The 21,554-nt window shown below is 51.1% G+C and carries 23 protein-coding genes; 12 read left to right on the top strand and 11 right to left on the bottom strand.

Translation table 11 applies throughout. From position 1 onward, the window contains the following. Positions 1 to 117 precede the first annotated feature (117 nt). The 3 genes from accA to NEA10_RS04665 all read right to left on the bottom strand — a co-directional run bounded on the left by accA (position 118) and on the right by NEA10_RS04665 (position 3,093). A complete protein-coding gene (gene accA, locus NEA10_RS04675; RefSeq protein ID WP_252664101.1) occupies positions 118 to 1,068 on the bottom strand; it encodes an acetyl-CoA carboxylase carboxyl transferase subunit alpha in 951 nt (316 codons plus the stop codon). A 78-nt stretch (positions 1,069 to 1,146) separates the two neighbouring features. Continuing rightward, a complete protein-coding gene (locus NEA10_RS04670; RefSeq protein ID WP_252664100.1) occupies positions 1,147 to 2,166 on the bottom strand; it encodes a long-chain acyl-[acyl-carrier-protein] reductase in 1,020 nt (339 codons plus the stop codon). A 228-nt stretch (positions 2,167 to 2,394) separates the two neighbouring features. Beyond that, a complete protein-coding gene (locus tag NEA10_RS04665) occupies positions 2,395 to 3,093 on the bottom strand; it encodes an aldehyde oxygenase (deformylating) (protein WP_252664099.1) in 699 nt (232 codons plus the stop codon). Positions 3,094 to 3,288: 195 nt separating this feature from the next. Here NEA10_RS04665 and NEA10_RS04660 point away from each other — a divergent pair, with 195 nt between their 5' ends. Next, positions 3,289 to 4,179: a carbohydrate ABC transporter permease gene (locus NEA10_RS04660; protein WP_374111849.1), complete on the top strand. Its 891-nt coding sequence runs from the start codon at positions 3,289 to 3,291 to the stop codon at positions 4,177 to 4,179. Positions 4,180 to 4,193: 14 nt separating this feature from the next. Here NEA10_RS04660 and NEA10_RS04655 read toward each other — a convergent pair whose 3' ends face one another. Both NEA10_RS04655 and NEA10_RS04650 read right to left on the bottom strand, forming a co-directional pair. Continuing rightward, positions 4,194 to 4,661 (bottom strand): hypothetical protein, encoded by a 468-nt coding sequence (locus tag NEA10_RS04655; protein ID WP_252664098.1) that lies wholly within the window; start codon positions 4,659 to 4,661, stop codon positions 4,194 to 4,196. 133 nt (positions 4,662 to 4,794) lie between these two features. Then, on the bottom strand, positions 4,795 to 4,971 hold the full coding sequence (locus NEA10_RS04650; RefSeq protein WP_252664097.1) for a hypothetical protein: 177 nt from the start codon (positions 4,969 to 4,971) through the stop codon (positions 4,795 to 4,797). Between the two features lie 276 nt (positions 4,972 to 5,247). Between NEA10_RS04650 and thrC the strand changes: the two genes are divergently transcribed. From thrC to NEA10_RS04630, 4 genes are all read left to right on the top strand, one after another. Then, on the top strand, positions 5,248 to 6,351 hold the full coding sequence (thrC, locus tag NEA10_RS04645) for a threonine synthase (RefSeq protein ID WP_374111893.1): 1,104 nt from the start codon (positions 5,248 to 5,250) through the stop codon (positions 6,349 to 6,351). A gap of 193 nt (positions 6,352 to 6,544) precedes the next feature. Beyond that, on the top strand, positions 6,545 to 6,907 hold the full coding sequence (ndhC, locus tag NEA10_RS04640; protein ID WP_252664096.1) for a photosynthetic/respiratory NAD(P)H-quinone oxidoreductase subunit C: 363 nt from the start codon (positions 6,545 to 6,547) through the stop codon (positions 6,905 to 6,907). Beyond that, entirely contained in the window at positions 6,898 to 7,635 is a 738-nt protein-coding gene (locus tag NEA10_RS04635; RefSeq protein ID WP_252664095.1) for an NADH dehydrogenase subunit K, read from the top strand. Before ndhC ends, NEA10_RS04635 begins: the two co-directional genes overlap by 10 nt. Continuing rightward, entirely contained in the window at positions 7,628 to 8,167 is a 540-nt protein-coding gene (locus NEA10_RS04630; RefSeq protein ID WP_252664094.1) for an NAD(P)H-quinone oxidoreductase subunit J, read from the top strand. The genes NEA10_RS04635 and NEA10_RS04630 overlap by 8 nt, the downstream gene beginning before the upstream one ends. Before the next feature lie 219 nt (positions 8,168 to 8,386). Here NEA10_RS04630 and NEA10_RS04625 read toward each other — a convergent pair whose 3' ends face one another. Then, entirely contained in the window at positions 8,387 to 9,046 is a 660-nt protein-coding gene (locus NEA10_RS04625; protein WP_252664093.1) for a hypothetical protein, read from the bottom strand. A 95-nt stretch (positions 9,047 to 9,141) separates the two neighbouring features. Between NEA10_RS04625 and queF the strand changes: the two genes are divergently transcribed. Further along, the gene (gene queF, locus NEA10_RS04620; RefSeq protein ID WP_252664092.1) at positions 9,142 to 9,576 is read left to right on the top strand and encodes a preQ(1) synthase; all 435 of its coding nucleotides are present in this window, start codon (positions 9,142 to 9,144) and stop codon (positions 9,574 to 9,576) included. Here queF and NEA10_RS20960 read toward each other — a convergent pair. The 3 genes from NEA10_RS20960 to NEA10_RS04605 form a co-directional block, all read right to left on the bottom strand. Next, on the bottom strand, positions 9,573 to 9,794 hold the full coding sequence (locus NEA10_RS20960; RefSeq protein ID WP_309494645.1) for a CAB/ELIP/HLIP family chlorophyll-binding protein: 222 nt from the start codon (positions 9,792 to 9,794) through the stop codon (positions 9,573 to 9,575). The two genes, queF and NEA10_RS20960, sit on opposite strands and share 4 nt — an antisense overlap. A gap of 64 nt (positions 9,795 to 9,858) precedes the next feature. Beyond that, on the bottom strand, positions 9,859 to 10,635 hold the full coding sequence (locus NEA10_RS04610; protein WP_252664091.1) for an SDR family NAD(P)-dependent oxidoreductase: 777 nt from the start codon (positions 10,633 to 10,635) through the stop codon (positions 9,859 to 9,861). Between the two features lie 61 nt (positions 10,636 to 10,696). Further along, the gene (locus NEA10_RS04605) at positions 10,697 to 11,173 is read right to left on the bottom strand and encodes an META domain-containing protein (RefSeq protein ID WP_252664090.1); all 477 of its coding nucleotides are present in this window, start codon (positions 11,171 to 11,173) and stop codon (positions 10,697 to 10,699) included. 235 nt (positions 11,174 to 11,408) lie between these two features. Here NEA10_RS04605 and psaK point away from each other — a divergent pair, with 235 nt between their 5' ends. From psaK to NEA10_RS04575, 6 genes are all read left to right on the top strand, one after another. Beyond that, complete coding sequence (gene psaK / locus NEA10_RS04600) at positions 11,409 to 11,669, top strand: photosystem I reaction center subunit PsaK (RefSeq protein ID WP_252664089.1); 261 nt, start codon at positions 11,409 to 11,411, stop codon at positions 11,667 to 11,669. Positions 11,670 to 12,028: 359 nt separating this feature from the next. Beyond that, on the top strand, positions 12,029 to 13,492 hold the full coding sequence (gene purF, locus NEA10_RS04595; protein ID WP_252664088.1) for an amidophosphoribosyltransferase: 1,464 nt from the start codon (positions 12,029 to 12,031) through the stop codon (positions 13,490 to 13,492). A gap of 209 nt (positions 13,493 to 13,701) precedes the next feature. After that, positions 13,702 to 14,202 carry a Fur family transcriptional regulator gene (locus NEA10_RS04590; RefSeq protein WP_252664087.1) on the top strand — a complete coding sequence of 167 codons (501 nt, stop codon included), beginning with the start codon at positions 13,702 to 13,704 and terminating at the stop codon, positions 14,200 to 14,202. Positions 14,203 to 14,371: 169 nt separating this feature from the next. Beyond that, positions 14,372 to 15,331: an ArnT family glycosyltransferase gene (locus NEA10_RS04585; protein WP_252664086.1), complete on the top strand. Its 960-nt coding sequence runs from the start codon at positions 14,372 to 14,374 to the stop codon at positions 15,329 to 15,331. A gap of 82 nt (positions 15,332 to 15,413) precedes the next feature. Then, complete coding sequence (locus tag NEA10_RS04580; RefSeq protein WP_252664085.1) at positions 15,414 to 16,559, top strand: hypothetical protein; 1,146 nt, start codon at positions 15,414 to 15,416, stop codon at positions 16,557 to 16,559. Positions 16,560 to 16,671: 112 nt separating this feature from the next. Continuing rightward, complete coding sequence (locus NEA10_RS04575; RefSeq protein WP_252664084.1) at positions 16,672 to 18,168, top strand: alanine/glycine:cation symporter family protein; 1,497 nt, start codon at positions 16,672 to 16,674, stop codon at positions 18,166 to 18,168. A gap of 30 nt (positions 18,169 to 18,198) precedes the next feature. Here the strand turns inward: NEA10_RS04575 and NEA10_RS04570 are convergent, their stop codons facing one another. Next, complete coding sequence (locus NEA10_RS04570) at positions 18,199 to 20,091, bottom strand: PAS domain-containing sensor histidine kinase (RefSeq protein WP_252664083.1); 1,893 nt, start codon at positions 20,089 to 20,091, stop codon at positions 18,199 to 18,201. A gap of 144 nt (positions 20,092 to 20,235) precedes the next feature. After that, on the bottom strand, positions 20,236 to 21,525 hold the full coding sequence (locus tag NEA10_RS04565) for an ATP-binding protein (RefSeq protein ID WP_252664082.1): 1,290 nt from the start codon (positions 21,523 to 21,525) through the stop codon (positions 20,236 to 20,238). Positions 21,526 to 21,554 lie beyond the last annotated feature (29 nt).

The raw sequence follows: 21,554 nt of genomic DNA, 5'->3' as shown, positions 1-21,554 counted from the left end.
GGCTTCTTCAGTATGCCGTAGATCCGGCCCGACTTAGGCGATCGTTGTCGTGATTGACTGCGATCGCGATCGCACGATAGTAGACTGAGCGGTCACAATCAGCATTGAGATTAGAGGTTACCCTTCCAGAAACACCCCCATACGGCGGAACTTCTCATAGCGGAGTTGCTGGCGTTCCTGAGGCGATAACTCTAAGAGGCTCTGGAGTTCTTCAAGTAGGGCCGTTTTCAGAATTTCCGTGGCCTGCACCGGCTGATTATGAACCCCACCGACGGGTTCAGGAAGTAGGCGATCGAGAATCTCTAAACTCTTCAAATCTTGGGCCGTAATTTTCAGGGCTTCCGCCGCTTGGGGACTCTTCGCCGCATCCTTCCAGAGAATCGCCGCACAGGCCTCAGGAGTCGCAACGGTATACACCGCATGTTCAAACATGAGTAGGCGATCGCCCACCCCAATCCCCAAAGCTCCCCCAGAGCCACCTTCACCAATCACCGTACAGATAATCGGCACCTCATAGCCAAACATCTCCCGCAAGTTGACCGCGATCGCCTCTCCCTGGCCCAAATGTTCCGCCTCAATCCCGGCCCAAGCCCCCGGCGTATCAATAAAGGTCAAAATGGGCATCCCAAAGCGATTCGCATGGTCCATCAAGCGCAACGCCTTACGATACCCCCCAGGGGAGGCCATGCCAAAATTACGACGAACATTATCCTTCGTATCCCGGCCCTTCTGATGGCCCAACATCACCACCGGAATACCCCCCAAACGAGAAATTCCTCCCACCAGAGCCGGATCATCCGAACCCCCGCGATCGCCATGGAGTTCAATCCACTCATCACCAATCGATTGAATATAATCCAAAGTACTGGGACGACGGGGATGGCGAGCCAGTTGCAGCCGTTGAGCCGGTGAGAGATTACTAAAAATCTCCTGGCGTAACTCCGTAGCGCGATCTTCGAGTTGACGAATCTCGTCGGAGACATCAACATCAGTATCTTCAGCGATATCTCGAATTTGCTGGATGCGCTTTTCTAGCTCAACGAGGGGTTTCTCGAAATCTAAGAGCATAGGTTCAGAATCAACGTCTCTGGGGGGAATAAGGGGAACATAGGGGGCCTGGGGACTTGGGCGATGGCCCTGTCTTAGCTAGGACAATAGGGGTTTGAACCCATGTTTGAGGGAGACTTCACCAATTTTCTCCATCTTCTCAACGGTAATTTGGTTCCGTCCCCAGGAAAAATTGGTGTACCACTTCTCAAACTCCAACAACATGGACTCCGCAAAGCAGGCAAACATCTGACGTGCTGGCACATCCATGTTGACCAACTTCATGATACGCCAGTTGATGTCCAGGGCATGTTCAACGATGCCACCTTTAAGAACCACCACACCGGGATCTTGCACTTTGGTATCGAGATTCTTGGGATAGCCCCCATCCACCAGTAAACAAGGTTTTTTCAGGGTCGTCGGATCAATCACCAGTCCCTTGGGCATACTGGCCACCCAGACAATAATATCGGCTTTAGGCAGAGCCTCCTCTAGCCCCATGACTTTACCCCGTCCCAGTTCCCCTTGTAGATCCTCCAAGCGTTGGCGATCGCGGGCAATCAGCAACAACTCCGCCACATCCGTACGAGCATCCAACCAGCGACAGACCGCACTCCCAATATCGCCCGTTGCTCCACAGACCGCCACCGTCGCCTGAGATAACTCAATCCCCAACTGGCTGCTGGCTTGTTCTACCTGACGGGCAATAATATAGGCCGTGTGAGTGTTGCCGGTGGTGAACCGTTGAAAATCTAGGGTAATATTGCGAATCCGCTCAATTTGATTGAGATTAAAATTCTCAAAAACAATGGAGGAAAAGCCACCCAACGCCGTGATGTCTAGGCCAATCTTCTGAGCATGAGCCATGGCGTTAATAATCTTGCGGGTTGCAGCCTTCACCCGCCGCGTCGCTAGCATCTCTGGCAGAAAACAGGATTCGACATAACGACCTTCAATCGTTTGACCCGTGATGCTGGTAACGGTGATGTGATCCACCGTTTGCGGCGGTGCAGCACACCAGAAGTCAAGTCCTTGATCCGCAAGTCCGTCATATCCCATGTCCCGGGCAACGGACTGGGCGTGTTCCAAATTAGTCAGGTGACCGATTAAACCAAACATGGGCAGAATCTCAAGCAACCCTTATTTCAGGCTGCGATATGGTATCCGGTAACAATAGAGCGTTCATAAACCTTTACAATACTATGTAAAGCGCCCCTTCTCAAATTAAATCTGATTCAAACACAAAAAACCGCCCGCTTTTTTTGGAAAAAACGAGCGATTGCGACAATGCGGTTACACCTCGTTCATCAGGTAACCGAGTCATAGTGGCGGCTCCGAGCAGCGCTTCTAAGCCGCACCCCGTAAGCCGTACGATGACATTTTCATGATGTCACGAGTGGTGAAGCCAATGTTGCTTAGGGCTTCCCCATAGGCAATCATGAAGTCTTCAATCAGCTCCTCTTTCTCCATATTGAGGACCTTAGCATCCTTGGCTACAGCATTGAGCATCTCCCAAATGATGGGCAAATTCTCACGATTGGCCGCATCAATTCGGTCCTTGCACTCTTCAAAATGTGCTTTCAGCCACTCTTCGCCAAAGTTGAGATGAAGATACTCATCCTTGACAACCCCTTCAGTGATTTTACGCGCAAAGGGATCCGCGTGAGGAATATAAATATTGTAAGCGGAAATGGCGAAGCACTCGATGATCAGAGATTGAATGACCAGACAGGTAACAACATCATTAGCCTCACTGGCAACCTTAAAGTTCTGGTGCAGTTTGCTAAAAAACTCCTGGGCAAATTCCATGTCAGCGACAACGCTCAGGTTACGGCCACAGGCCTGGAAGCCCTTTTTGTGGCGTTTCTCCATTTTCGCCAGGGACTTGAGTTCATCCTGACTTTCTGGGAGCATGTCCGCTAAGCGGATGTAGTTGTCAAAGGCTTCCTGTTCACCTTCAATCACAATGGCGTTAATGCGGCTGTAAGCGTCTTTGTAGACGTCGCTTTGATAATCCAGAGTGGCGGTCGCTTCTAACTGCGGCATATGTTTTCTATCTCCTCATCCTGATTTTATGGACCGGCGAGACAACACCGAACCGTTGACTTTTAACCTGGGTGGTTAAACTTGTTCAATAGGTCGTTACAACTTTCTATCACTTTACAAGGTTTAACCGGAAGTTGACCAGTTTTTTTCCTCTCAACTCCTAGCTAAGATCATTCTACCGCTGCTTTTAGATTTATGTCTCCCCAATTTCCTAATCGACCTTATCCCCCGGCTGCTAAGGCTTTGCCCCCTGAGTCCCCCAACTCGTCTATTGCTGAAGCTAATCAATGGCAGGGGTTCATCTTGATTTTTTTAATCATTGGCGCCGGGATGATGCTCTTTCCCCTCGTCATTGTCCTGCGTGCGGCCTTTGCTCCTGCGGGTTCCCTGGCCAATTTAGACTGGGGAGGAGTCTGGACGGCTCAAAGTTACCGAGAAGCCTGGATACGAGGTCATTTTTGGCTGGCCTTTGCTAATTCTAGCTTGGTAGCCGTGGGGGTGACTCTGATACAAACCCTGACCGCTGCCCTGGCGGGGTATGCTCTGGCTCGATTTCAATTCTGGGGACGAAAGACCATCCTCGTTTTGATTCTAGCCACGTTGGCTATTCCCTTTCAGTTGCTGGTGATTCCCATTTTCTTGGTCCTGAAGTGGGGGAATTTACTTAATACTTATGGAGCGTTGATTCTGCCTACAGCGGTCAGTGGCTTTGGAATTTTCCTGATGCGACAGTATTTTTTGACAATTCCGGTAGCCATTGAGCAGGCGGCTATTCTGGATGGGGCCACCGCCGGGCAGGTCCTGCGCCATATTATGATTCCCCTCTCCCGTCCGGCTTGGGTGACGTTGTTTTTGTTCGCCTTTATCGGTGAGTGGAATGATTTGTTTAAACCCTTGGTGTTTACCACCCGTCCAGAATTGCGAACGGTGCAGTTAACCCTGGCGGAGTTTCAGGAACAGTTCACCAGTGACTGGGCGGTCTTGATGGCAGCGGTCGTCATTTCTTCCCTACCGGTGATTGTCCTGTTTTTGCTGGGCCAGCGTCAGTTTGTCCAGGGGATTGCAGCAACGGGGGTTAAGGAATAGTCCAGACCAGAAGATTAGAGAAAGGAGCGCAGGCGGAAGTAAGACCGCAGAGGCACTTGGTAATACTCCATTAAAAGGGTGATGACACAGGAGCCATGACAGAGAAAGGTTAACCCAGTCCAAATCAGGGGAAAGGCACTCCAGCCGGACCCCGGTAGGGGTGGGAAAACATAGGCGGCTGTGGCAACGATGGCCGTAGGAACTAGGGTGAAGCAGATGGCAGCAATCCAAGTTTCTAAACTGATTTTGACATCTTCGCGACCCGTGGGCTGCCAGCCGCGTCCAGTCCAACGCCAGTTGGGGGGTGGGGATTGGTCGATCGCCCTCAAGGAAATGCGATCGCCCTGGTGCTGAACCTCAAATAAATGGCCGCAGTTATTACAGCCGATCACCTCCATGAGGCTGAGGGGGGACAATTGACCCCGACCACAGAGGGGACAGGGACAATCTCCTCGGGAGGGATGCTGGGGAAGGGAAGACATAGAAGATCCAAGGGGGCGATTGCGGTTCCCGCACCCTTGGCGAGCGCGGACTTAACTTCATGATAGCGAGATTTTAAAAGAAGCCATTATGAGTTCTGGGCGATCGCCCCCCTGGCACGAGAGGCCAGTTGGCTTAGGGTTGAGGAGGTTGGGGAACAGACCCCTGTTTCCGACGGGTCTCAATCTCGATCATGAGGGTGTCGAGCTGGGCGTGCAGGTGTAAATACTTGACTTGATGGTCAGCTTGATAGACGGATAACTTCAGATCTGACAAGGGTTTGAGGGTTGAGCTGTTGGATACAGTTGCCATATTAAAAAGAGATTGAGAATTTGTACCTAAAGCGGTTCGGGCAACATTTTACTGCAACTATTACGAAATGTTGCAACAAATGTTGCAGTTTTGTGAACTCCACCCAAGTTTTCATCGGCTGTCAGCCCCCTGGGGCCAGCGCCAGTCCCGGTGTAACGCTCCCATCACATCAGCCCCCATTTTGGTACAATCAACTCAGAACCAAGACCGATCCAGGCTGAAAATTAGCCGAACAGCTCGGTCAGCCCCCCCTATTTGCCAACAACCATTGTGACGCTGAGTTTTTCGACCGCCAACGCCCCTCAACCCGAAACCGCTCCACAGCAGCGAGGCTGGCGCGGTTTGATCAATGCCTACCGTCCCCACTTGCCGGTGAGCGATGCCACTCCGGTGATTACCCTCCATGAAGGGAACACCCCCCTGATTCCAGTCCCCACCATTGCCGCTGAAATCGGTAAAAAGGTGGAGGTCTTCGTCAAATACGACGGATTGAACCCCACTGGAAGCTTCAAAGACCGGGGCATGACCCTAGCCATCTCCAAAGCCAAAGAAGAAGGAGCCAAAGCCGTCATCTGCGCCAGTACCGGCAACACCTCCGCCGCCGCTGCTGCCTATGCCAAGCGAGGGGGATTACGGGCCTTTGTCCTCATCCCTGACGGCTATGTGGCTCTGGGGAAACTCGCTCAGGCTCTGGTTTACGGCGCTGAAGTCTTAGCCATTAACGGAAACTTTGACCGGGCCCTAGAAATTGTCCGGGAGTTGGGAGAAAGCTACCCCGTCACCGTCGTCAACTCGGTCAACCCCTATCGTCTGGAAGGACAAAAAACCGCTGCCTTTGAAGTGGTTGATGCCCTAGGGAATGCCCCCGACTGGCTCTGTATCCCTGTGGGCAATGCCGGTAATATCACCGCCTATTGGATGGGATTCTGTCAGTACCAACAATTAGGACGGTGCGATCGCCTCCCTAACATGATGGGCTTCCAGGCTGCCGGTTCCGCCCCCCTCATCGAAGGGGCCCCAGTCAAACATCCCGATACCGTCGCCACCGCCATTCGGATCGGCAACCCCGCCAACTGGGAAAAAGCCCTAGCGGTGGAGACAGCCAGCCAAGGGGAATTTAACGCCGTCAGCGATGAGGAAATTCTCCAGGCCTACCGTCTCCTGGGGCAGGAAGGTATTTTTTGCGAACCCGCTAGTGCCGCCTCCGTGGCTGGACTCCTCAAACTGCGCGATCGTGTCCCGACTGGGGCCACCATCGTCTGTGTCCTCACCGGCAACGGCTTAAAAGACCCCGATTCTGCCATCAAATATAGCAGTACCCAACTGCGCCAAGGCATTGAGCCAGATCTCGAACGAGTGGCCCAAGCCATGGGGTTTTAAGGGTCTGGTGCAGCCGAGGGTCTAGTCCCCAGTCCCCGTAAATCCTGACCACCTGGAAAACAATCCGGTAAACTCTTGTAGCAAGGAGACCTAATTCCATGGTGGTCAAAGGTCGAGACCCCTCAATCCCATTTGAGATCTGCCGGTCCCTCGACTATCATTAATGTAAATATAAGTAAAGACGTTAGCCTCTGTGTTTGTTCTCACTGGTTACGAATATTTTCTAGGCTTCCTGCTCATTTGCAGTCTAGTGCCAATCCTGGCTCTGACTGTCTCGAAGCTGGTACGACCCAAAAATCTGGGTATTGAATCCAATACCACCTATGAATCAGGGATGGAACCCATTGGTGGCGCCTGGATTCAGTTCAACATCCGCTACTACATGTTTGCCCTGGTTTTCGTGGTCTTTGATGTTGAAACTGTCTTTCTTTACCCCTGGGCTGTGGCGTTCCACACCCTGGGACTATTGGCATTCGTCGAGGCCTTGATTTTCATCAGCATCCTCGTCATTGCCCTCGTGTACGCCTGGCGCAAAGGAGCATTGGAATGGTCATGAGTGATAATCTCTCCACCCCCACCCTTATTAATCCCGTTGAGCGTCCTCAAGTGACGCAAGAGTTGTCAGAAAACCTGATTCTGACAACGGTTGATGACCTGTATAACTGGGCCCGTTTGTCAAGTCTCTGGCCCATGATGTACGGAACCGCCTGTTGCTTTATCGAGTTTGCCGCCTTGATTGGCTCTCGCTTCGACTTTGACCGGTTTGGTCTAGTTCCCCGCAACAGCCCCCGTCAAGCCGATTTGCTGATTACCGCCGGAACCATCACCATGAAAATGGCCCCGGCGGTGGTTCGGCTGTATGAACAGATGCCTGCTCCTAAATATGTGATTGCCATGGGAGCTTGCACCATCACCGGTGGAATGTTTAGCGTCGATTCCCCCACGGCGGTTCGTGGTGTAGATAAGTTGATTCCTGTGGATGTCTATATCCCCGGCTGTCCCCCTCGTCCTGAGGCGATTATCGATGCGATCGTCAAACTGCGGAAAAAAGTCTCCAATCAGTCCCTTTCTGAACGGGGCAATCACCAACAAACCCACCGCTACCACACCATCTCTCACCAACTCAACCCCGTTGACCCCATCCTAACGGGGCAATATATGCGCAGTGAGGCTCGGCATAATCCGCCCAAGCAACTCACCGAAGCGATGGGAATGCCTGTTCCCCCCGCCCTACAATCTGCACAACAACAAGCTGCTCAGAAACAGGAGGCAGACCGTGGCTGAAGAGTCCCCCAAAAACGGCAATACGGCCGAAGAACAACCTGAAGCTAAACCCGTTCCGGCGGGCCCTGTCTCCAAATGGTTGACGGAGAATGGCTTTGCCAATGACGCTCTCGACGCCGATAATCTGGGAGTAGAACTCATCCAGGTGGACTCGGAAGTACTCATTCCCATTGCAACGGCTTTATACGCCTACGGATTTAATTACCTGCAATGTCAAGGGGCCTATGATGCAGGACCGGGTCAGGCGTTAGTCAGTTTCTATCACTTGATTAAGGTCAGTGATGATGCACGCAAACCTGAAGAAGTCCGCCTGAAGGTCTTTTTGCCCCGGGATGAGCCGAAAGTCCCCTCTGTCTATTGGATTTGGAAAGGGGCGGATTGGCAAGAACGGGAATCCTACGATATGTTCGGCATCCATTATGACGGACACCCTAACTTGAAGCGTCTGTTGATGCCGGAAGACTGGGTAGGTTTCCCCCTACGGAAAGATTACATTTCTCCCGATTTCTACGAGATTCAAGATGCCTATTAGTTGGCTCTGAGTTGGGCTGACGGAGTTGGCCGAGAAAACCTCAGTCTCTTGCAGGGGCTGGGGTTTTCTTGGTGGAGAGGGAACAGGGAACAGGGAATAGGGAACAGGGAACAGGCAATAGGCAATAGGCAATAGGCAATAGGCAATAGGCAATAGGCAATAGGCAATAGGCAATAGGCAATAGGCAATAGGCAATCAAAGGGTGCTATGGGGAGTGGGTTAGGGTCGATAGGGTTGTTGGGGTTGGGGTTGGGGGGATGATTGGGGTTGGAGGAGTCGCTCGTAAATGGGTCGCATGAACCAATAGCCTGCCCCGAAGGCGGTAATGATAATGGCAAAAATGGCGATTAATAGCCACAGGCCGCCTTTGGCTGATAACTCGTTTCCTACGCCATTGAGTTCTACGGCGGGGAATCGGGGGCGTGGGGTGGGGTTGGAGGGTTGGCGACTGGGGGAATTGTTGGGATAGAGGGGGGGGAGGTTGCTGAGGGGGTCTTGGGATTGTCCGGGTTTGGGAGGGTTGGCGGGGAGAGTTCCCTGAGGGCGATCGAGTTGGGGGAGTGCTTCGCTGCGGCGAGGACTGCTGTGGCTCTGGGGAGATAGGTCCGCTGGGGCATGGGTGGCTCCATGCAGGGCGTCGGCGATTTGCCCGAGGCTTAGGGCTGAGTTGACGACGTTGTGAACTTCACTGAGCAGTTGTTGGTTCTGGTGGGATAGATTTTGGTTTTCCCGACTCAGCTGTTGGTTTTGGGCATGGAGAGAGTCCAGCATGGCCTGGGTGGCCTGCAACTCGGCGGCGAGTTCCCGATAGACGGTTAGGGGCACGGAGGGAGATTGCCCGTTGGGATTGCCGGAACCGTGAGGGTTTGGATGTTGCATGGGTTGCTTGCTATTCTTAGGGAGAAATATCGGTCAGAATGCTGGAACTGGCGACTCCAACAGCTACCACCATCAATAATTTACCATCACAGAGAATGCACGATTCACAAACCCCGTCGACGGGTACGCCTTCCGCTGAGTCTTCTTCGATGAAATATGGGGAACGGGAGATTCAGGAGGGACAACTAATTACTTTTCCCAATCCGCGTCCGGGACGACGGTATGAGATTCGGGTGACGTTGCCGGAGTTTACCTGTAAATGCCCCTTTTCGGGCTATCCCGATTTTGCCACGATTCATCTGCTGTATGTGCCGGATGAGACGGTGGTGGAATTGAAGGCTCTTAAGCTCTATGTCAATGGTTACCGCGATCGCTACATTTCCCACGAGGAATCCGCTAATCAAATTCTGGATGATTTTGTGGCGGCCTGTGACCCGTTAGAGGTCACCCTTCGGGCTGATTTTCTTCCCCGTGGGAATGTACATACGGAAATTGAGATCCGCCATGTTAAGGACGGACAGGGAACTTAGCGTAAGCCCCAAAAGGTGAGAATGCCTTGGTGGGTAATCAGTTCGGTCAGAACGACGGCGACAAAGCCCAACATGGCTAGGCGACCGTTCCAAACTTCAGCGTTGGGGGTAAAGCCAAAGTTACCCCCGGCTGAGCTGTTGCTCTTGGCTTGGGATTTTTTGTCGGAGTTGCTGGATTGACCAAAGCCTTTGTCGGTTGCTGCGGGCGGTTTTGCCACGGGTAGTATCTCCTAATATGGGTCTGGATTCAGAGTATCATTTCTTTTTGCTGCCGGAGATGGCTTACCAGGGTAGGGGCTGTCCATCCCAGGAGAAGAATTGACCGCTGTCGTTGAGGGTGAGGCGTTCGATGACTTGCATCAGTTGGCTGACGGTTTTCTTGACGGGAAAGAGTTTTCCGGGGGGGACGTTGGCTTGGAAGGGTTGGGAGAGATCGGTGTCGGTAGTTCCTGGGTGGAGACAGACGACGCAGGTTTGGGGACAGCGGCGGGCATATTCGATCGCCGTGGTGTGCATGAGCATGTTCAGGGCGGCTTTGGAAGCCCGATAGCCATACCAGCCGCCGAGAGAGTTGTCGCCAATGCTGCCGACTTTGGCGGAGATGCTGGCGAAGAGACTCGGCTGTGGGTGGCGAAAGAGGGGCATGAGGTGTTTGGCGAGGAGAACGCTGGGGATGCTATTGACTTGGAAGTAGTGGAGGAGGCGATCGCTGTCGATGTGACGTAGGCTTTTCTCGGGCTGGATGTCGGGGCCGTCATGGAGAACGCCGACGCAGTTGATGAGCAGATGCAGGGGTTGCTGGTGTTGTTGGAGGCGATCGCTCCATTGGGCGATTTCTCTCTCTTGGGTAACATCAAGTTGCACGGGAATGAGGCGATCGCCCCCGGATTGGGCCAGTTGCAATAGGTCTTGGGCCCGGTCCGGTTGGCGATAGGTTCCATAGAGGGTTCCGATACGGGGATCGGCGAGAAGATGACGGATAAACCCCAGGCCAATGCCACGATTGGCACCGATAATCATGGCTTGTAGGGGTTGGGCTTGGCCAAAGAGAAAAGACATGGGGGACTTGAGATGGGGGTGATGCGGTGGGAACGGGGTCGCTGAGAGAATCGTTATTTTATCAGGACCCCTCTACTTGGGAAAATTCTAAGGTTCCGGTTCCTGATTGTGAATCATAGGCGAGCCACAGGTTCCCGTCAGGGGTAAAACCATATTTTTGGACAGCCCCCAGGGCCTGGAGATACTCGTATTCACGCTCCATCAGGCTCACCTCACAGCCTCGGCGGGTACTGGCCAAGGGTCCTAGACTGAAATGCCGTCCCCCGTCTCGCTCAATTGAACCAAAGTAATGGTTACATCCGGCTGAACCCCTGACTTCGTCGTCGTTGATCTCCAGAGAGATGCTGGGCAATTCTGGATTGAGGGGATCTTGATTCCAATAGCGAAGTTGCCATTGGCCCGGCGGTCTGCTGGCTGGGTGATGCTGACTGGACAACGGGACGCTGGCTAGACTCAAGGGGATGCTTGAGGAGACGGCGAGGGTGGCGAGGGTAGCTCCGGTTAGCCGTACAGCCAGAGATAGGAGTGAGTGGGACATGGGGGAGAGGACTCCAAAGATAAGAGGTCGTCTCTTGACTCTAGCGCGATCGTTTCCTGGGGGGGGCTGGGGTTAGGACAGCTAATCGGGGCAATGTAAATTGATGCAACAAAATCTGTTGAAATCTGGCTAAATCTGGTACGAAAGAAAGGCAATGAGGGGTTGATCGCTCTGTTTGCCCTGCGATCGCCATCATCGTTCGTTCAAACCACTGTTTATAAAAACTTAGATTCTTATGCTCCATAATCTTGTTTTCGCTCTCACCCCCACCACCTCAGCCTGGAGTCCCAGTATTGCCATTGTCATGGTTGTCTGTAATATTCTGGCGATCGCCATCGGCAAGTACTCGATTAAATATCCCAGCGTTGGCCCCCAGGCTCCTTCTCCTAATCTTTTTGGTGGCTTTGGCATTCCCGCCATTCTTGCCACCACCAGTTTCGGTCATATTCTCGGGGTTGGCGCAATTTTAGGCTTACAAAGCGCCGGTGTTCTCTAAATTCACTAGATTGGCTTTCCTCAGCGGGGGGAATTGACCGCTTAGGGGTTCAACCTATCCTAAGACTGAGTTGAAGAGCGATCGCTCCGAGGGGGGCGATCGCTCTTTTATGGAGTACATAGGCAACAGAGGAATCACCTCGAAACGGGAGTGAGGCTCCAACTTACCCGTCAATTCAGCCCAAATTGCGGTTAAATTAAGACAGGATTAACCTTCGCCTAAGCTCAATTCCTTCGTTTTGCCATCCGACAAAACGATACATTGTAGGTAGTCGACCATGATGGAGTGCGTCTTCTGCGCTGCACGTCTGTCGATCATTTTCCCTAACTAGCCCCATACTGAGGAACGGTTCTCAATCAATGATGTCCAATCCTTCCCCCCTCCATGATGATTTACACCCCGATAAACCCGAAGAGGCCTGTGGCGTCTTTGGGCTTTACGCCCCAGATGAAGATGTCGCCAAACTGACCTACTTCGGACTCTATGCCCTTCAACATCGTGGACAGGAGTCAGCGGGGATTGCAACCTTTGATCAACAAGGCCAGGTTCACTGTTATAAGGAAATGGGTCTGGTCTCTCGGGTCTTTAACGAAGATATCCTCAGCCAATTACCGGGAACCATGGCCGTGGGCCATAATCGCTATTCCACCACCGGCTCCAGTCATGTCCAAAATGCCCAACCCGCCTTGGTCGATACTCGTTTGGGGACTTTAAGCCTGGCACATAACGGCAACTTGGTCAATACGCGGGAGTTGCGACAGGAACTTGAACGGCGCAATTGTAACTGCGTGACCACCAGTGACTCCGAGGCGATCGCTATCCTCATTGCCTCAGAAGTGGATCGCGGTCACGATTGGCATCAAGCCATCCAAACTGCGTTACGACAATGCCAAGGGGCATTCAGTCTCGTTATTGGCACTCCCATTGGCATCTTTGCGACCCGTGATCCCCATGGAGTTCGTCCCTTGGTAATTGGGAGTTTAGACACCAACCCCAACTACTATGTCTTCGCCTCAGAAACCTGTGGCTTAGACATTATCGGGGCCAGCTACCTACGCAATGTCAATCCCGGTGAACTGGTATTCGCCAACGCTGACGGACTCTGTTCTGAACGTTGGACAGAGAATCCCACCCCCAAACTCTGCGTCTTTGAGATGATTTACTTCGCTCGTCCTGACAGCATGATGAACGAAGAAAGTCTCTACAGCTATCGGATGCGGATTGGCAATGTCTTAGCCACAGAATCCCCAGTGGATGCGGATCTCGTCATCGGTGTACCGGATTCCGGCATCCCGGCGGCGATCGGCTATTCTCGAACGTCCAAAATTTCCTACGCCGAAGGGCTGATTAAAAATCGCTATGTGGGACGAACCTTCATTCAACCCACCCAACATATGCGAGAGTCCGGCATTCGCATGAAGCTCAATCCCCTGAAAGATGTTTTAGAGGGGCAACGGTTGATTATTGTCGATGACTCCATTGTCCGGGGAACCACGAGCCGCAAGCTCGTGAAAGCCCTACGGGATGCTGGAGCCAAAGAAGTGCATATGCGAGTCTCCTCGCCACCGGTCACCCACCCCTGTTTCTATGGCATTGATACCGATGACCAGAAACAACTGATTGCAGCCACAAAGTCCGTGGATGAAATTGCGGCTCAAATCGGTGTCGACTCTCTGGCTTACCTGAGTTGGGAGGGAATGCTTGAAGCGACGCAACAAGATCCGAGTCAGTTCTGTTCCGCCTGCTTTACCGGAGACTATCCCATTCCTGTTCCTGCTCAATTACGTCATTCCAAGCTCATGCTGGAAGAGTTAGAAGTCTAACCAACCGGCTCAAAGTCTTAATCTGAGCCGCTCCTCTGCCCCAATCAACCACCGCAGACCAACTCCTCCTCTCGGAGTTGGTCTTATTTGAGAATGATAATCAACTAGAGCTTATAGCCATAAATTCTCAACAAAGCCCGAATTGTTGACATTAACTGTTAAAAGAACTACCATAAAGAGTAAGAAATATAAGTAAAAATCTAGCCACAATGTACGCTTATAATAGCGAAGCTTTTAAAGCGGAACTCAACCAACTGGGATTGCGGTTGACTCCTCAGCGTGAAGAAATTCTCAGAATTTTTCAGCAACTCCCGAAGGGAGAGCATTTGAGCGCAGAGGAACTGCATCACAAGCTTCAAGACCATCAGGATAAACCCAAAATCAGCTTGTCAACGGTCTATCGCTCTCTGAAGTTGATGACCCATTTGGGCTTATTGCGGGAGCTAGAACTGGCTGAAGGACATAAGCATTATGAAATCAATCAGCCTTATCCCCACCACCATCATCATTTGGTTTGTGTCAAATGTAATAAGACCATTGAGTTTAAGAGTGATTCCGTCTTGAAAATTGGTGTCAAGACAACCAATAAAGAGGGATTCCATCTCCTAGACTGTCAGCTCACGATTCATGGCGTCTGCTTAGAAGCGATGAAACGGGGTTGGCCCTCTGGAATCCCCGAGGACTGGCTCTGTCCCAAGGCGATGACTTAAGTGAGGTTTAGAATATGAGTCCAAACTCCCGGTTTTATGGCAAAACTGGGAGTTTTTTATCTATAGCCCTAAACCACGGCTGTCGGAGCGGAGGACTGTAGCATCTATTCCGAGGAAATCTTGACATTCCTAAAAATTGCGAGCATCTTGGGAATGACCTCTGACGCTGATGAGTTCTCCCTTGAGGTTTAGCTGTCCTGCTGAGCAGGTTTGGATTATGGAATATGCTTATAAAAACAAGGTCAAAAAAAGTCGTGAACGGCTTGGGATTATCCTTACTTTTTTAGTTCTCTTGCTCACCCGAGTTATTGCGGCCAAGGTTCCCATTAATGTTGATGAAAATCTCTGGCTGTTGCGTGGTCTTAACTTTTGGACACAGCTCTCCTCAGGGAATTTATCAGATACCTATTTTCAGCATCATCCCGGAGTTCCCACAATGTGGGTTAATGGCTTCGGAATCACTTTAGGCTGTCTAGCCGATACCTGGGACGGCCCTCATCATATCCTAAATTTTGAGTCCCTGAGCCATTGTGCTCGTCTTGTGAGAGCTAACAACTTTATCTCAGTTGAAACTTATGTTATTACACGTTGGATTCAAGCGATACTAACCTCTGGGTTGATTACGAGTGGAATTTGGCTATTATCCCATGTTCTCAATCAAAAAATTGCCCTGATTACTGCCTCAATTCTGGTATTTGAACCCTTTTTTCTAGCCTATCAGCGGTTACTTATTACTGATTCCCTACAATGCGGGTTTATTCTAGTCAGTGTTTTAGCCCTATTTTTGCATTGGCGGTCAACCTCAGGACGAATCCACCTTATTGTGTCTGGAGTCATGATGGGGTTAGCAATTGGAACTAAGACGACGAGCATCTTAATCTTTCCCGGTTTGGTAAGCCTTGCTCTCCTCACAGAACTGAACTACTTTAAGCCTTTATTCTTTAAACAAGGATGGGTTAACCAGGCTAAAGATATCGGGGTTTGGGGTCTCTGTATTTTAGTTACGTTTATTCTAATTTGGCCAGCTATGTGGGTCGCACCTCTTGAAACAATTAGTCATTTGCTGGAAGACTTACGAGGGGAAACAGAGCGAGGATTTTTATTTTTTTTTGGGACGCTCAACCTCTAGAATTAATGCTTTATTTTACCCTGTAGTGCTACTCTACCGCTTATCCCCAATCTTACTGATTGGGGCTTCAATTTCAGGGATTATGGCTCTGTTTCCTTCATGGCGAGATGAGAGCCTTTATCATAAACAGATTATTGCTAATTTTATCTTGATTTTATCATTTTTATTGATTTTATCAATTCCTGGCAACAAACTGGATCGCTACATTTTACCGATTGTCCCCTTTCTGGCACTTAATGCGGCGATCGCCTGCCGATTTACAGTCCAAAAACTAGCGATGTGGATTCACCATACATTCCCCCAACTGATATCGAATCTAGTCCCGATGAGTTGGCGAACGGTTTTTCAAGTGTCTGGAGTACTATTGATTATCCAGGGTTTGACGATTGCTCCATTTTTTCCCTACTACATTAGCTACTACAATCCCCTAATTGGAGGTGCAAATACAGCTCGCTTTGTTCTGATGATGGGCAATGGGGAAGCCTTAGATTTAGCCGCTGATTGGTTGAACCAGCAAGACAATTCTAGTGAGCTAGTGGCAGCAAGTCGATACCGAAGTGTTTTAGGGCCTTATCTTACAGGAGAGGCGTTAGAAATTCCTAGAGGGTTCAGAGGAGGACTAACACAGCGTTGGTTACGAAATGCCAATTTCTTGATTTTCTATGTCAATCAAGTCCAGCGAAAAATCCCGAATCCAGAAGTATTTGAGTATTTTGCACGTCAAGAGCCATTACATACTATTGAACTCAATGGCATTAACTATGCGTCGATTTATTTAGGACCGATCGCCCGCCCGGAAGAGATGCGGAATCTCATCATGGCTCAGGAACCGATTGAATCGGAGGGACTACAATTGCAAGGTTATACCCTCGCTTCCGACCGCCTGACTCCAGGAGATGACCTTGAACTAACCTTATATTGGGATATTATTCAAGAGATTCCCTCTCAGACCACCTTTAGCCTGACGATTCAACAGGAAAATACTTCAGTGATGGTGATTCCCCGAGTGATTCTTCAGGGCTTTTTGCGAGACGCTCCCATTGAACCTGGAAAAACGATTCGCGATCTTCAGTTTGTCTCCTTTCCGGTGACGTTACCTCCGGGAGACTATACCATTGGCATCAGCCTCTCGTCCCCTCTATCCTCTAGTAACGAGGCGCTTGTGGATGTGGAAACTAACATACCTAGAACTCTGGGACTGTTTGAGATGCTACCATCTGAGGATTAATTTGCCAGGGGCGATCGCCGTGACAATCCGGCAACCAAGCACCGAAGATTCAGAAGATTTGGTAGAGTGAACTCCAATTCAGATTTACTGACATTATTCGGGATATCCCAAGATGAAACAACGTTGGTTACTGTTTATCCTGTTACTGGCCTTGCCCACAGCGGCGATCGCCCAGGAAGCAGCGGAGGAATCTCTAAACGGCTCAGGTAACATTTTAGAGCTAATTGATAATATTTTCAGCGCTCTGGTTGATGCCATGGCAGGGGTTCTCTTTTTTAGCCTGGGGGGAATTCCCCTGATTGTCCTCTGGCTCATTGGTGGGGCGGTGTTTTTTACCTTGCGGATGAGTTTTGTCAATATCCGCGCCTTTAAACACGCCATTTACGTGGTAGCCGGTCATTATGACGATCCTGATGAAGATGGCGAACTGACCCACTTTCAAGCCCTGTCTGCCGCGCTCTCGGCCACGGTGGGTTTAGGGAACATTGCTGGGGTGGCGATCGCCGTCCAGACCGGGGGCCCAGGAGCTGTCTTTTGGATGACCCTGGCAGGAATATTTGGCATGACCAGCAAGTTTGTCGAATGTACGTTAGCCCAAAAATATCGGACTGTCTATTCTGATGGTCGCATTGCTGGGGGCCCCATGTACTACCTCTCCCAAGGTCTGGCCCAACGGGGCCTAGAACCCCTCGGAAAGGTTTTGGCGATCCTATTTGCCATTCTCTGCATCGGCGGCTCTTTGGGAGGCGGGAATATGTTTCAGGCCAACCAGTCCTTCTCCGCCGTCTCGGACTTCGTTCCCCTCCCCAATTGGCTCTATGGGGTTTTTCTAGCAACTTTGGTGGCCCTGGTGATTATTGGAGGGATTCGTCGCATTGGCTCGGTGGCGGCGGCTATTGTGCCTTCGATGTGTGTGGTGTATGTCTTAGCCGCTCTATGGATTATTCTCACCAATATCTCAGAAGTCCCCAATGCCTTCGCTACCATTATTTCGGGCGCGTTTACCCCAGAAGCTGTTGAGGGCGGGTTCATTGGCGTTCTGATTCAAGGGATACGCCGGGCGGTTTTCTCCAATGAAGCGGGGATTGGTTCAGCGGCGATCGCCCATGCGGCGGCCCGCACTGAGGAACCGGTCCGAGAGGGAATTGTGGCTCTGTTGGAGCCGTTCATTGATACGGTAGTGGTCTGTAACATGACGGCCCTAGTGGTGGTGATTACAGGCGTCTATCAGGATTTAGACCGCACTGGGGTTGATTTAACGGCGGCGGCCTTTGGCACGGTGATTGGCTGGTTTCCCGTCATTCTGACTCTGGCGGTCTTCTTGTTTGCGTTCTCGACGATGATTTCTTGGAGTTACTATGGTGAGCGGGCCTGGACTTATCTCTTTGGAGAGCAACAAACCCAAATCTACCGAATTATTTTTGTCCTCTGTGTCTTTGTCGGGTCAGTCGTCAATCTCGGAGCGGTTCTAGACTTCAGTGATATGATGCTGCTGACGATGGCCTTTCCCAATATGTTGGGGGGATTTATTCTCTCCAATGAAGTGGCACGGGACTTACGCGACTATCTTGACCGTCTGAAACGGGGAGTCATGCCGATTTATAAGTAGAGACCGCTGCTGAGGATGGGGCCGAGGACTCTAGCCGTTAGCATCTAGGGGAAGTTCAAGGGCGATGGAAGTTCCTTGTTGACACTGGGAGGTGCAACTGAGACGTCCCCGATGTTTTTCAACAATGATTTGATAGGTGGTTGACAGGCCTAACCCCGTACCTCGGCCCACCGGCTTGGTGGTGAAGAAGGGGTCGAAGATGCGCGATCGCACCGACTCATCCATACCCAGACCATTATCTTCAAAGATGATGCGAACTCGATCACCCAAGTGTTGAGTCTGAACGGTTAGGGTGGGGATATACTCCTCCTCGCTCCGGGCGTTTTCCCGGTCTCGCAAGGCATCAATGGCATTCGTGATCACGTTCGCAAAGGCTTGATTCACTTGCCCCGGGAAACAGTACACTTTCGTTAAACTCTGGTCATAGTCGCGGATGAGTTCAATGGCCCGCTCTTGGCCATGGCCCTGTAAGCGGTGTTGCAGCACCCGTAGGGTACTGTTTAAGGCTTGATGCAAATCTACCGGCTTGTACTGGGCTTCGTTGAGTCCTGAGAAATGGCACAAGGACTCAACAATGGTTTGAATCCGCCGGGTTCCCTGATGCATGGATGCTAACAGTTTCGGCATATCTGTCACAATGAAGTCCAAGTCAATGTCTTCAAGTTCGGCCTGAATTTGCGGGCTAGGATTGGGGTAATGTTCCTGATAACAGTCAATCAGTCGCAGCAGGTCTTGGACGTAATGACTGGCATGTTCCAGGTTGCCGTGGATAAACCCGACGGGGTTATTGATTTCATGGGCGACTCCTGCCACTAACTGCCCTAGGCCCGACATTTTTTCCGTATGAATCAATTGGGCTTGGGTGTTGCGTAACTCCCGTAGGGTAGTCTCCAGTTGACTGGCTTGCTGGGTGAGTCGTTGCTGGGATTGACGTAGGGCTTCTTCGGTTTGGGAGCGGATTTGGACTTCTTCACGCAGTCGGCTGTTGGCCGCTTGGAGTTCTGCGGTTCGTTCTTCCACTCGTTTCTCTAGGTTGTCATAAGCCTGTTGTAAGGCTTCTTCTTCCTGTTTGCGATCGGTCACATCTCGGGTGATAGTGGCATATCCGAGAAGTTGTCCCTGTTCATCCTGCAGAGCCGATAAGGTGACATTGGCCCAAAAACAGGAGCCATCCTTACGCATCCGCCAGTTTTCAAATTCCACTCGTCCGGAGGTGGCAGCCACCCGCAGCACGCTTTCCGGGATTCCCTGCTGACGGCTATCTACGGTGAAGAAGATATCGCTAAATTGACCGATAATTTCATCGGCCTGCCAGCCGTTGATGCGTTCTGCACCGGCGTTCCAGCTAATGACTCGTCCATGGCGATCGAGCATGTAGATGGCATGGTCTTTCACCCCATCAACAAGCAAACGGAAATGTTCTTCTGGGCTGTTAAATTTTTGTCCTGAAAGATTGGGACTAATACTACAACCGGGACGTTCTCCTAAATCTGAGGCTTGGGTATAAATTAAATGATTGTGAGGGTCGTAGTTAGCTTGCCAAGAGAGCCAGCGATAGTTACCGTTGCGACAACGCAGGCGATTTTTAAAGTTAACTTTGTCTTGACCCACAATGACTAAGTTATGAATATGACTTAACGTTTTTTGAAGATCATCGCGATGAATCCAGTCAAGCCAAGGTCGAGATTTCATCTCCTGACTGCTATGACCTAAGACACTTTCCCAAGCGGGGGAGAGGTGTTTAAAATGACTATCTGAACCAATGACTCCTAGCAGATCTGGGGATAAATCAAAGAATTTTCCGAGATTGATCCGGGAAGACCCGAGTTTGGGGGACATGGCTCGGGGTGGGGCTGAGGTCTTGACGCGGCGGTCAGAGGTTGCCTGGTACTCGATCCCCGCTAGCTTGATTACTTCATCCATTTGTAAAGAAAGTATAAGTTAAACGCTCTTTTTATTACGCTCCATCTTAACTCAACTTTGAATTTTTGGTCAGATATTCCTGAGAGTTTTACTCTTTAATAAGATTTTTAAGTTAATGTAAATTTTTTCCGGATTCCTGCGGGATTATGCGTTCCAGGGATCATCGCTAGTTGCCTCGGTGTTGAGCTGAGGGTGTAGCTGTTCAATAAACTGTCGGGCGCTGCGGCCGGAGCGTCCATTATGACGAGTTGCCCATTGTAGGGCTTGGGCGTCGAGGTCTTCGAGGGGGATGTCTAGACGGCGCTGTCCGGCTAAATGGCGGACAATTTCGAGATAGCGGCGTTGGTCGGGAGGTTCAAAGGTTAGGGTTAAGCCGAAGCGATCGCTAAAGGAGAGTTTTTCTTCAACGGTGTCCCAGGTATGAATTTCGGCGGCGGCACTGGGGCGGGGGCGGTCTTCAAAGAACTCACGAATCAGATGACGACGGTTGGAGGTGGCATAGACCACCACATTTTGAGGCCGGGCGGTCACCGTCCCTTCTAAGACCACTTTTAGGGCTTTAAAGGCGTCGTCATCCTCTTCAAAGGAGAGGTCGTCAACAAATAAAATGAATTTTTGCGGTAAATTTCGTAACCGTTCACTAATTTGAGGAAGGTCATAGAGTTGGGATTTCCTGACCTCTAAAAGTCGTAAGCCGCGATCGCCATACTCATTGACCAAGGCTTTAACGAGGGAGGACTTGCCGGTTCCACGACTGCCGTAGAGCAAGACATGAAGGGCAAGGTCACCGGCCAACAATTGCTGGGTATTCTCAATTAAGGTCGCTTTTTGGGATTCATAGCCGGCCAACTCGCTTAAGCGGACGGGATCAGCCACGGGGACTCCCTGTAGGCGGGAGTCTGACCAACGGAGAACGTGATATTGAGCCAGGGTCCCGGCACCCCGTTGGCGATGGAATGCGGCTAAATCGGGGAGGGACTCTTTCCAAGTTTGGCCAAATTGCACAGGATGCTCACTGATGCGATCGGGAATGGCGACGAGGGAACTGTCAGATTTCGTCACCTGACGCACCCATTGACTGAGGGTGGGGCCGCCACAGGTGGCCAGATGTTGTAGGGCACTTAAGTCATCTTGGGCCGCTTGCACCAGGGTGGGATTGAGGGTCTCGAACGGATGTAACTGCGCCTGATGGCTGAAGGGATTATCATCATAGAGCAGTCGTTGAATTAAATAATCCTGCCAACTCTGACCCTGAGCCACTAAGGCCCGAAACCAACGGGCGTAGGCATAGACACAGGCGCTGGGTTTGTCGTGACGGTAGAGGGTATCGAGGAGTTGAACAAAGGCCGCTCCCGCCTCACCGCTCAAGACGTCTTGGTAGAGGAGTAATGAGGCGGCTTGATGTTGCAGAAAGCGAACGGAATTAGGATTCATGGCGCAAGTTAAAACGAGATGAGGGCGCA

Origin of the sequence: Phormidium yuhuli AB48 (assembly GCF_023983615.1) — a bacterium.
GTDB classification, from domain to species: Bacteria; Cyanobacteriota; Cyanobacteriia; order Cyanobacteriales; family Geitlerinemataceae; genus Sodalinema; species Sodalinema yuhuli.
Note: the sequence above shows the minus strand (reverse complement) of the source record. Positions and strands in the feature narration are given on the sequence as shown.

Excerpts from the sequence above, each read along its gene's own strand:
- accA (WP_252664101.1), bottom strand. The coding sequence starts at position 1,068 with ATGCTCTTAGATTTCGAGAAACCCCTCGTTGAGCTAGAAAAGCGCATC.
- NEA10_RS04670 (WP_252664100.1), bottom strand. The coding sequence starts at position 2,166 with ATGTTTGGTTTAATCGGTCACCTGACTAATTTGGAACACGCCCAGTCC.
- NEA10_RS04665 (WP_252664099.1), bottom strand. The coding sequence starts at position 3,093 with ATGCCGCAGTTAGAAGCGACCGCCACTCTGGATTATCAAAGCGACGTC.
- NEA10_RS04660 (WP_374111849.1), top strand. The coding sequence starts at position 3,289 with ATGTCTCCCCAATTTCCTAATCGACCTTATCCCCCGGCTGCTAAGGCT.
- NEA10_RS04655 (WP_252664098.1), bottom strand. The coding sequence starts at position 4,661 with ATGTCTTCCCTTCCCCAGCATCCCTCCCGAGGAGATTGTCCCTGTCCC.
- NEA10_RS04650 (WP_252664097.1), bottom strand. The coding sequence starts at position 4,971 with ATGGCAACTGTATCCAACAGCTCAACCCTCAAACCCTTGTCAGATCTG.
- NEA10_RS04635 (WP_252664095.1), top strand. The coding sequence starts at position 6,898 with ATGGTCATGAGTGATAATCTCTCCACCCCCACCCTTATTAATCCCGTT.
- NEA10_RS04625 (WP_252664093.1), bottom strand. The coding sequence starts at position 9,046 with ATGCAACATCCAAACCCTCACGGTTCCGGCAATCCCAACGGGCAATCT.
- queF (WP_252664092.1), top strand. The coding sequence starts at position 9,142 with ATGCACGATTCACAAACCCCGTCGACGGGTACGCCTTCCGCTGAGTCT.
- NEA10_RS04610 (WP_252664091.1), bottom strand. The coding sequence starts at position 10,635 with ATGTCTTTTCTCTTTGGCCAAGCCCAACCCCTACAAGCCATGATTATC.
- NEA10_RS04605 (WP_252664090.1), bottom strand. The coding sequence starts at position 11,173 with ATGTCCCACTCACTCCTATCTCTGGCTGTACGGCTAACCGGAGCTACC.
- psaK (WP_252664089.1), top strand. The coding sequence starts at position 11,409 with ATGCTCCATAATCTTGTTTTCGCTCTCACCCCCACCACCTCAGCCTGG.
- purF (WP_252664088.1), top strand. The coding sequence starts at position 12,029 with ATGATGTCCAATCCTTCCCCCCTCCATGATGATTTACACCCCGATAAA.
- NEA10_RS04590 (WP_252664087.1), top strand. The coding sequence starts at position 13,702 with ATGTACGCTTATAATAGCGAAGCTTTTAAAGCGGAACTCAACCAACTG.
- NEA10_RS04585 (WP_252664086.1), top strand. The coding sequence starts at position 14,372 with ATGAGTTCTCCCTTGAGGTTTAGCTGTCCTGCTGAGCAGGTTTGGATT.
- NEA10_RS04580 (WP_252664085.1), top strand. The coding sequence starts at position 15,414 with ATGGCTCTGTTTCCTTCATGGCGAGATGAGAGCCTTTATCATAAACAG.
- NEA10_RS04575 (WP_252664084.1), top strand. The coding sequence starts at position 16,672 with ATGAAACAACGTTGGTTACTGTTTATCCTGTTACTGGCCTTGCCCACA.
- NEA10_RS04570 (WP_252664083.1), bottom strand. The coding sequence starts at position 20,091 with ATGGATGAAGTAATCAAGCTAGCGGGGATCGAGTACCAGGCAACCTCT.
- NEA10_RS04565 (WP_252664082.1), bottom strand. The coding sequence starts at position 21,525 with ATGAATCCTAATTCCGTTCGCTTTCTGCAACATCAAGCCGCCTCATTA.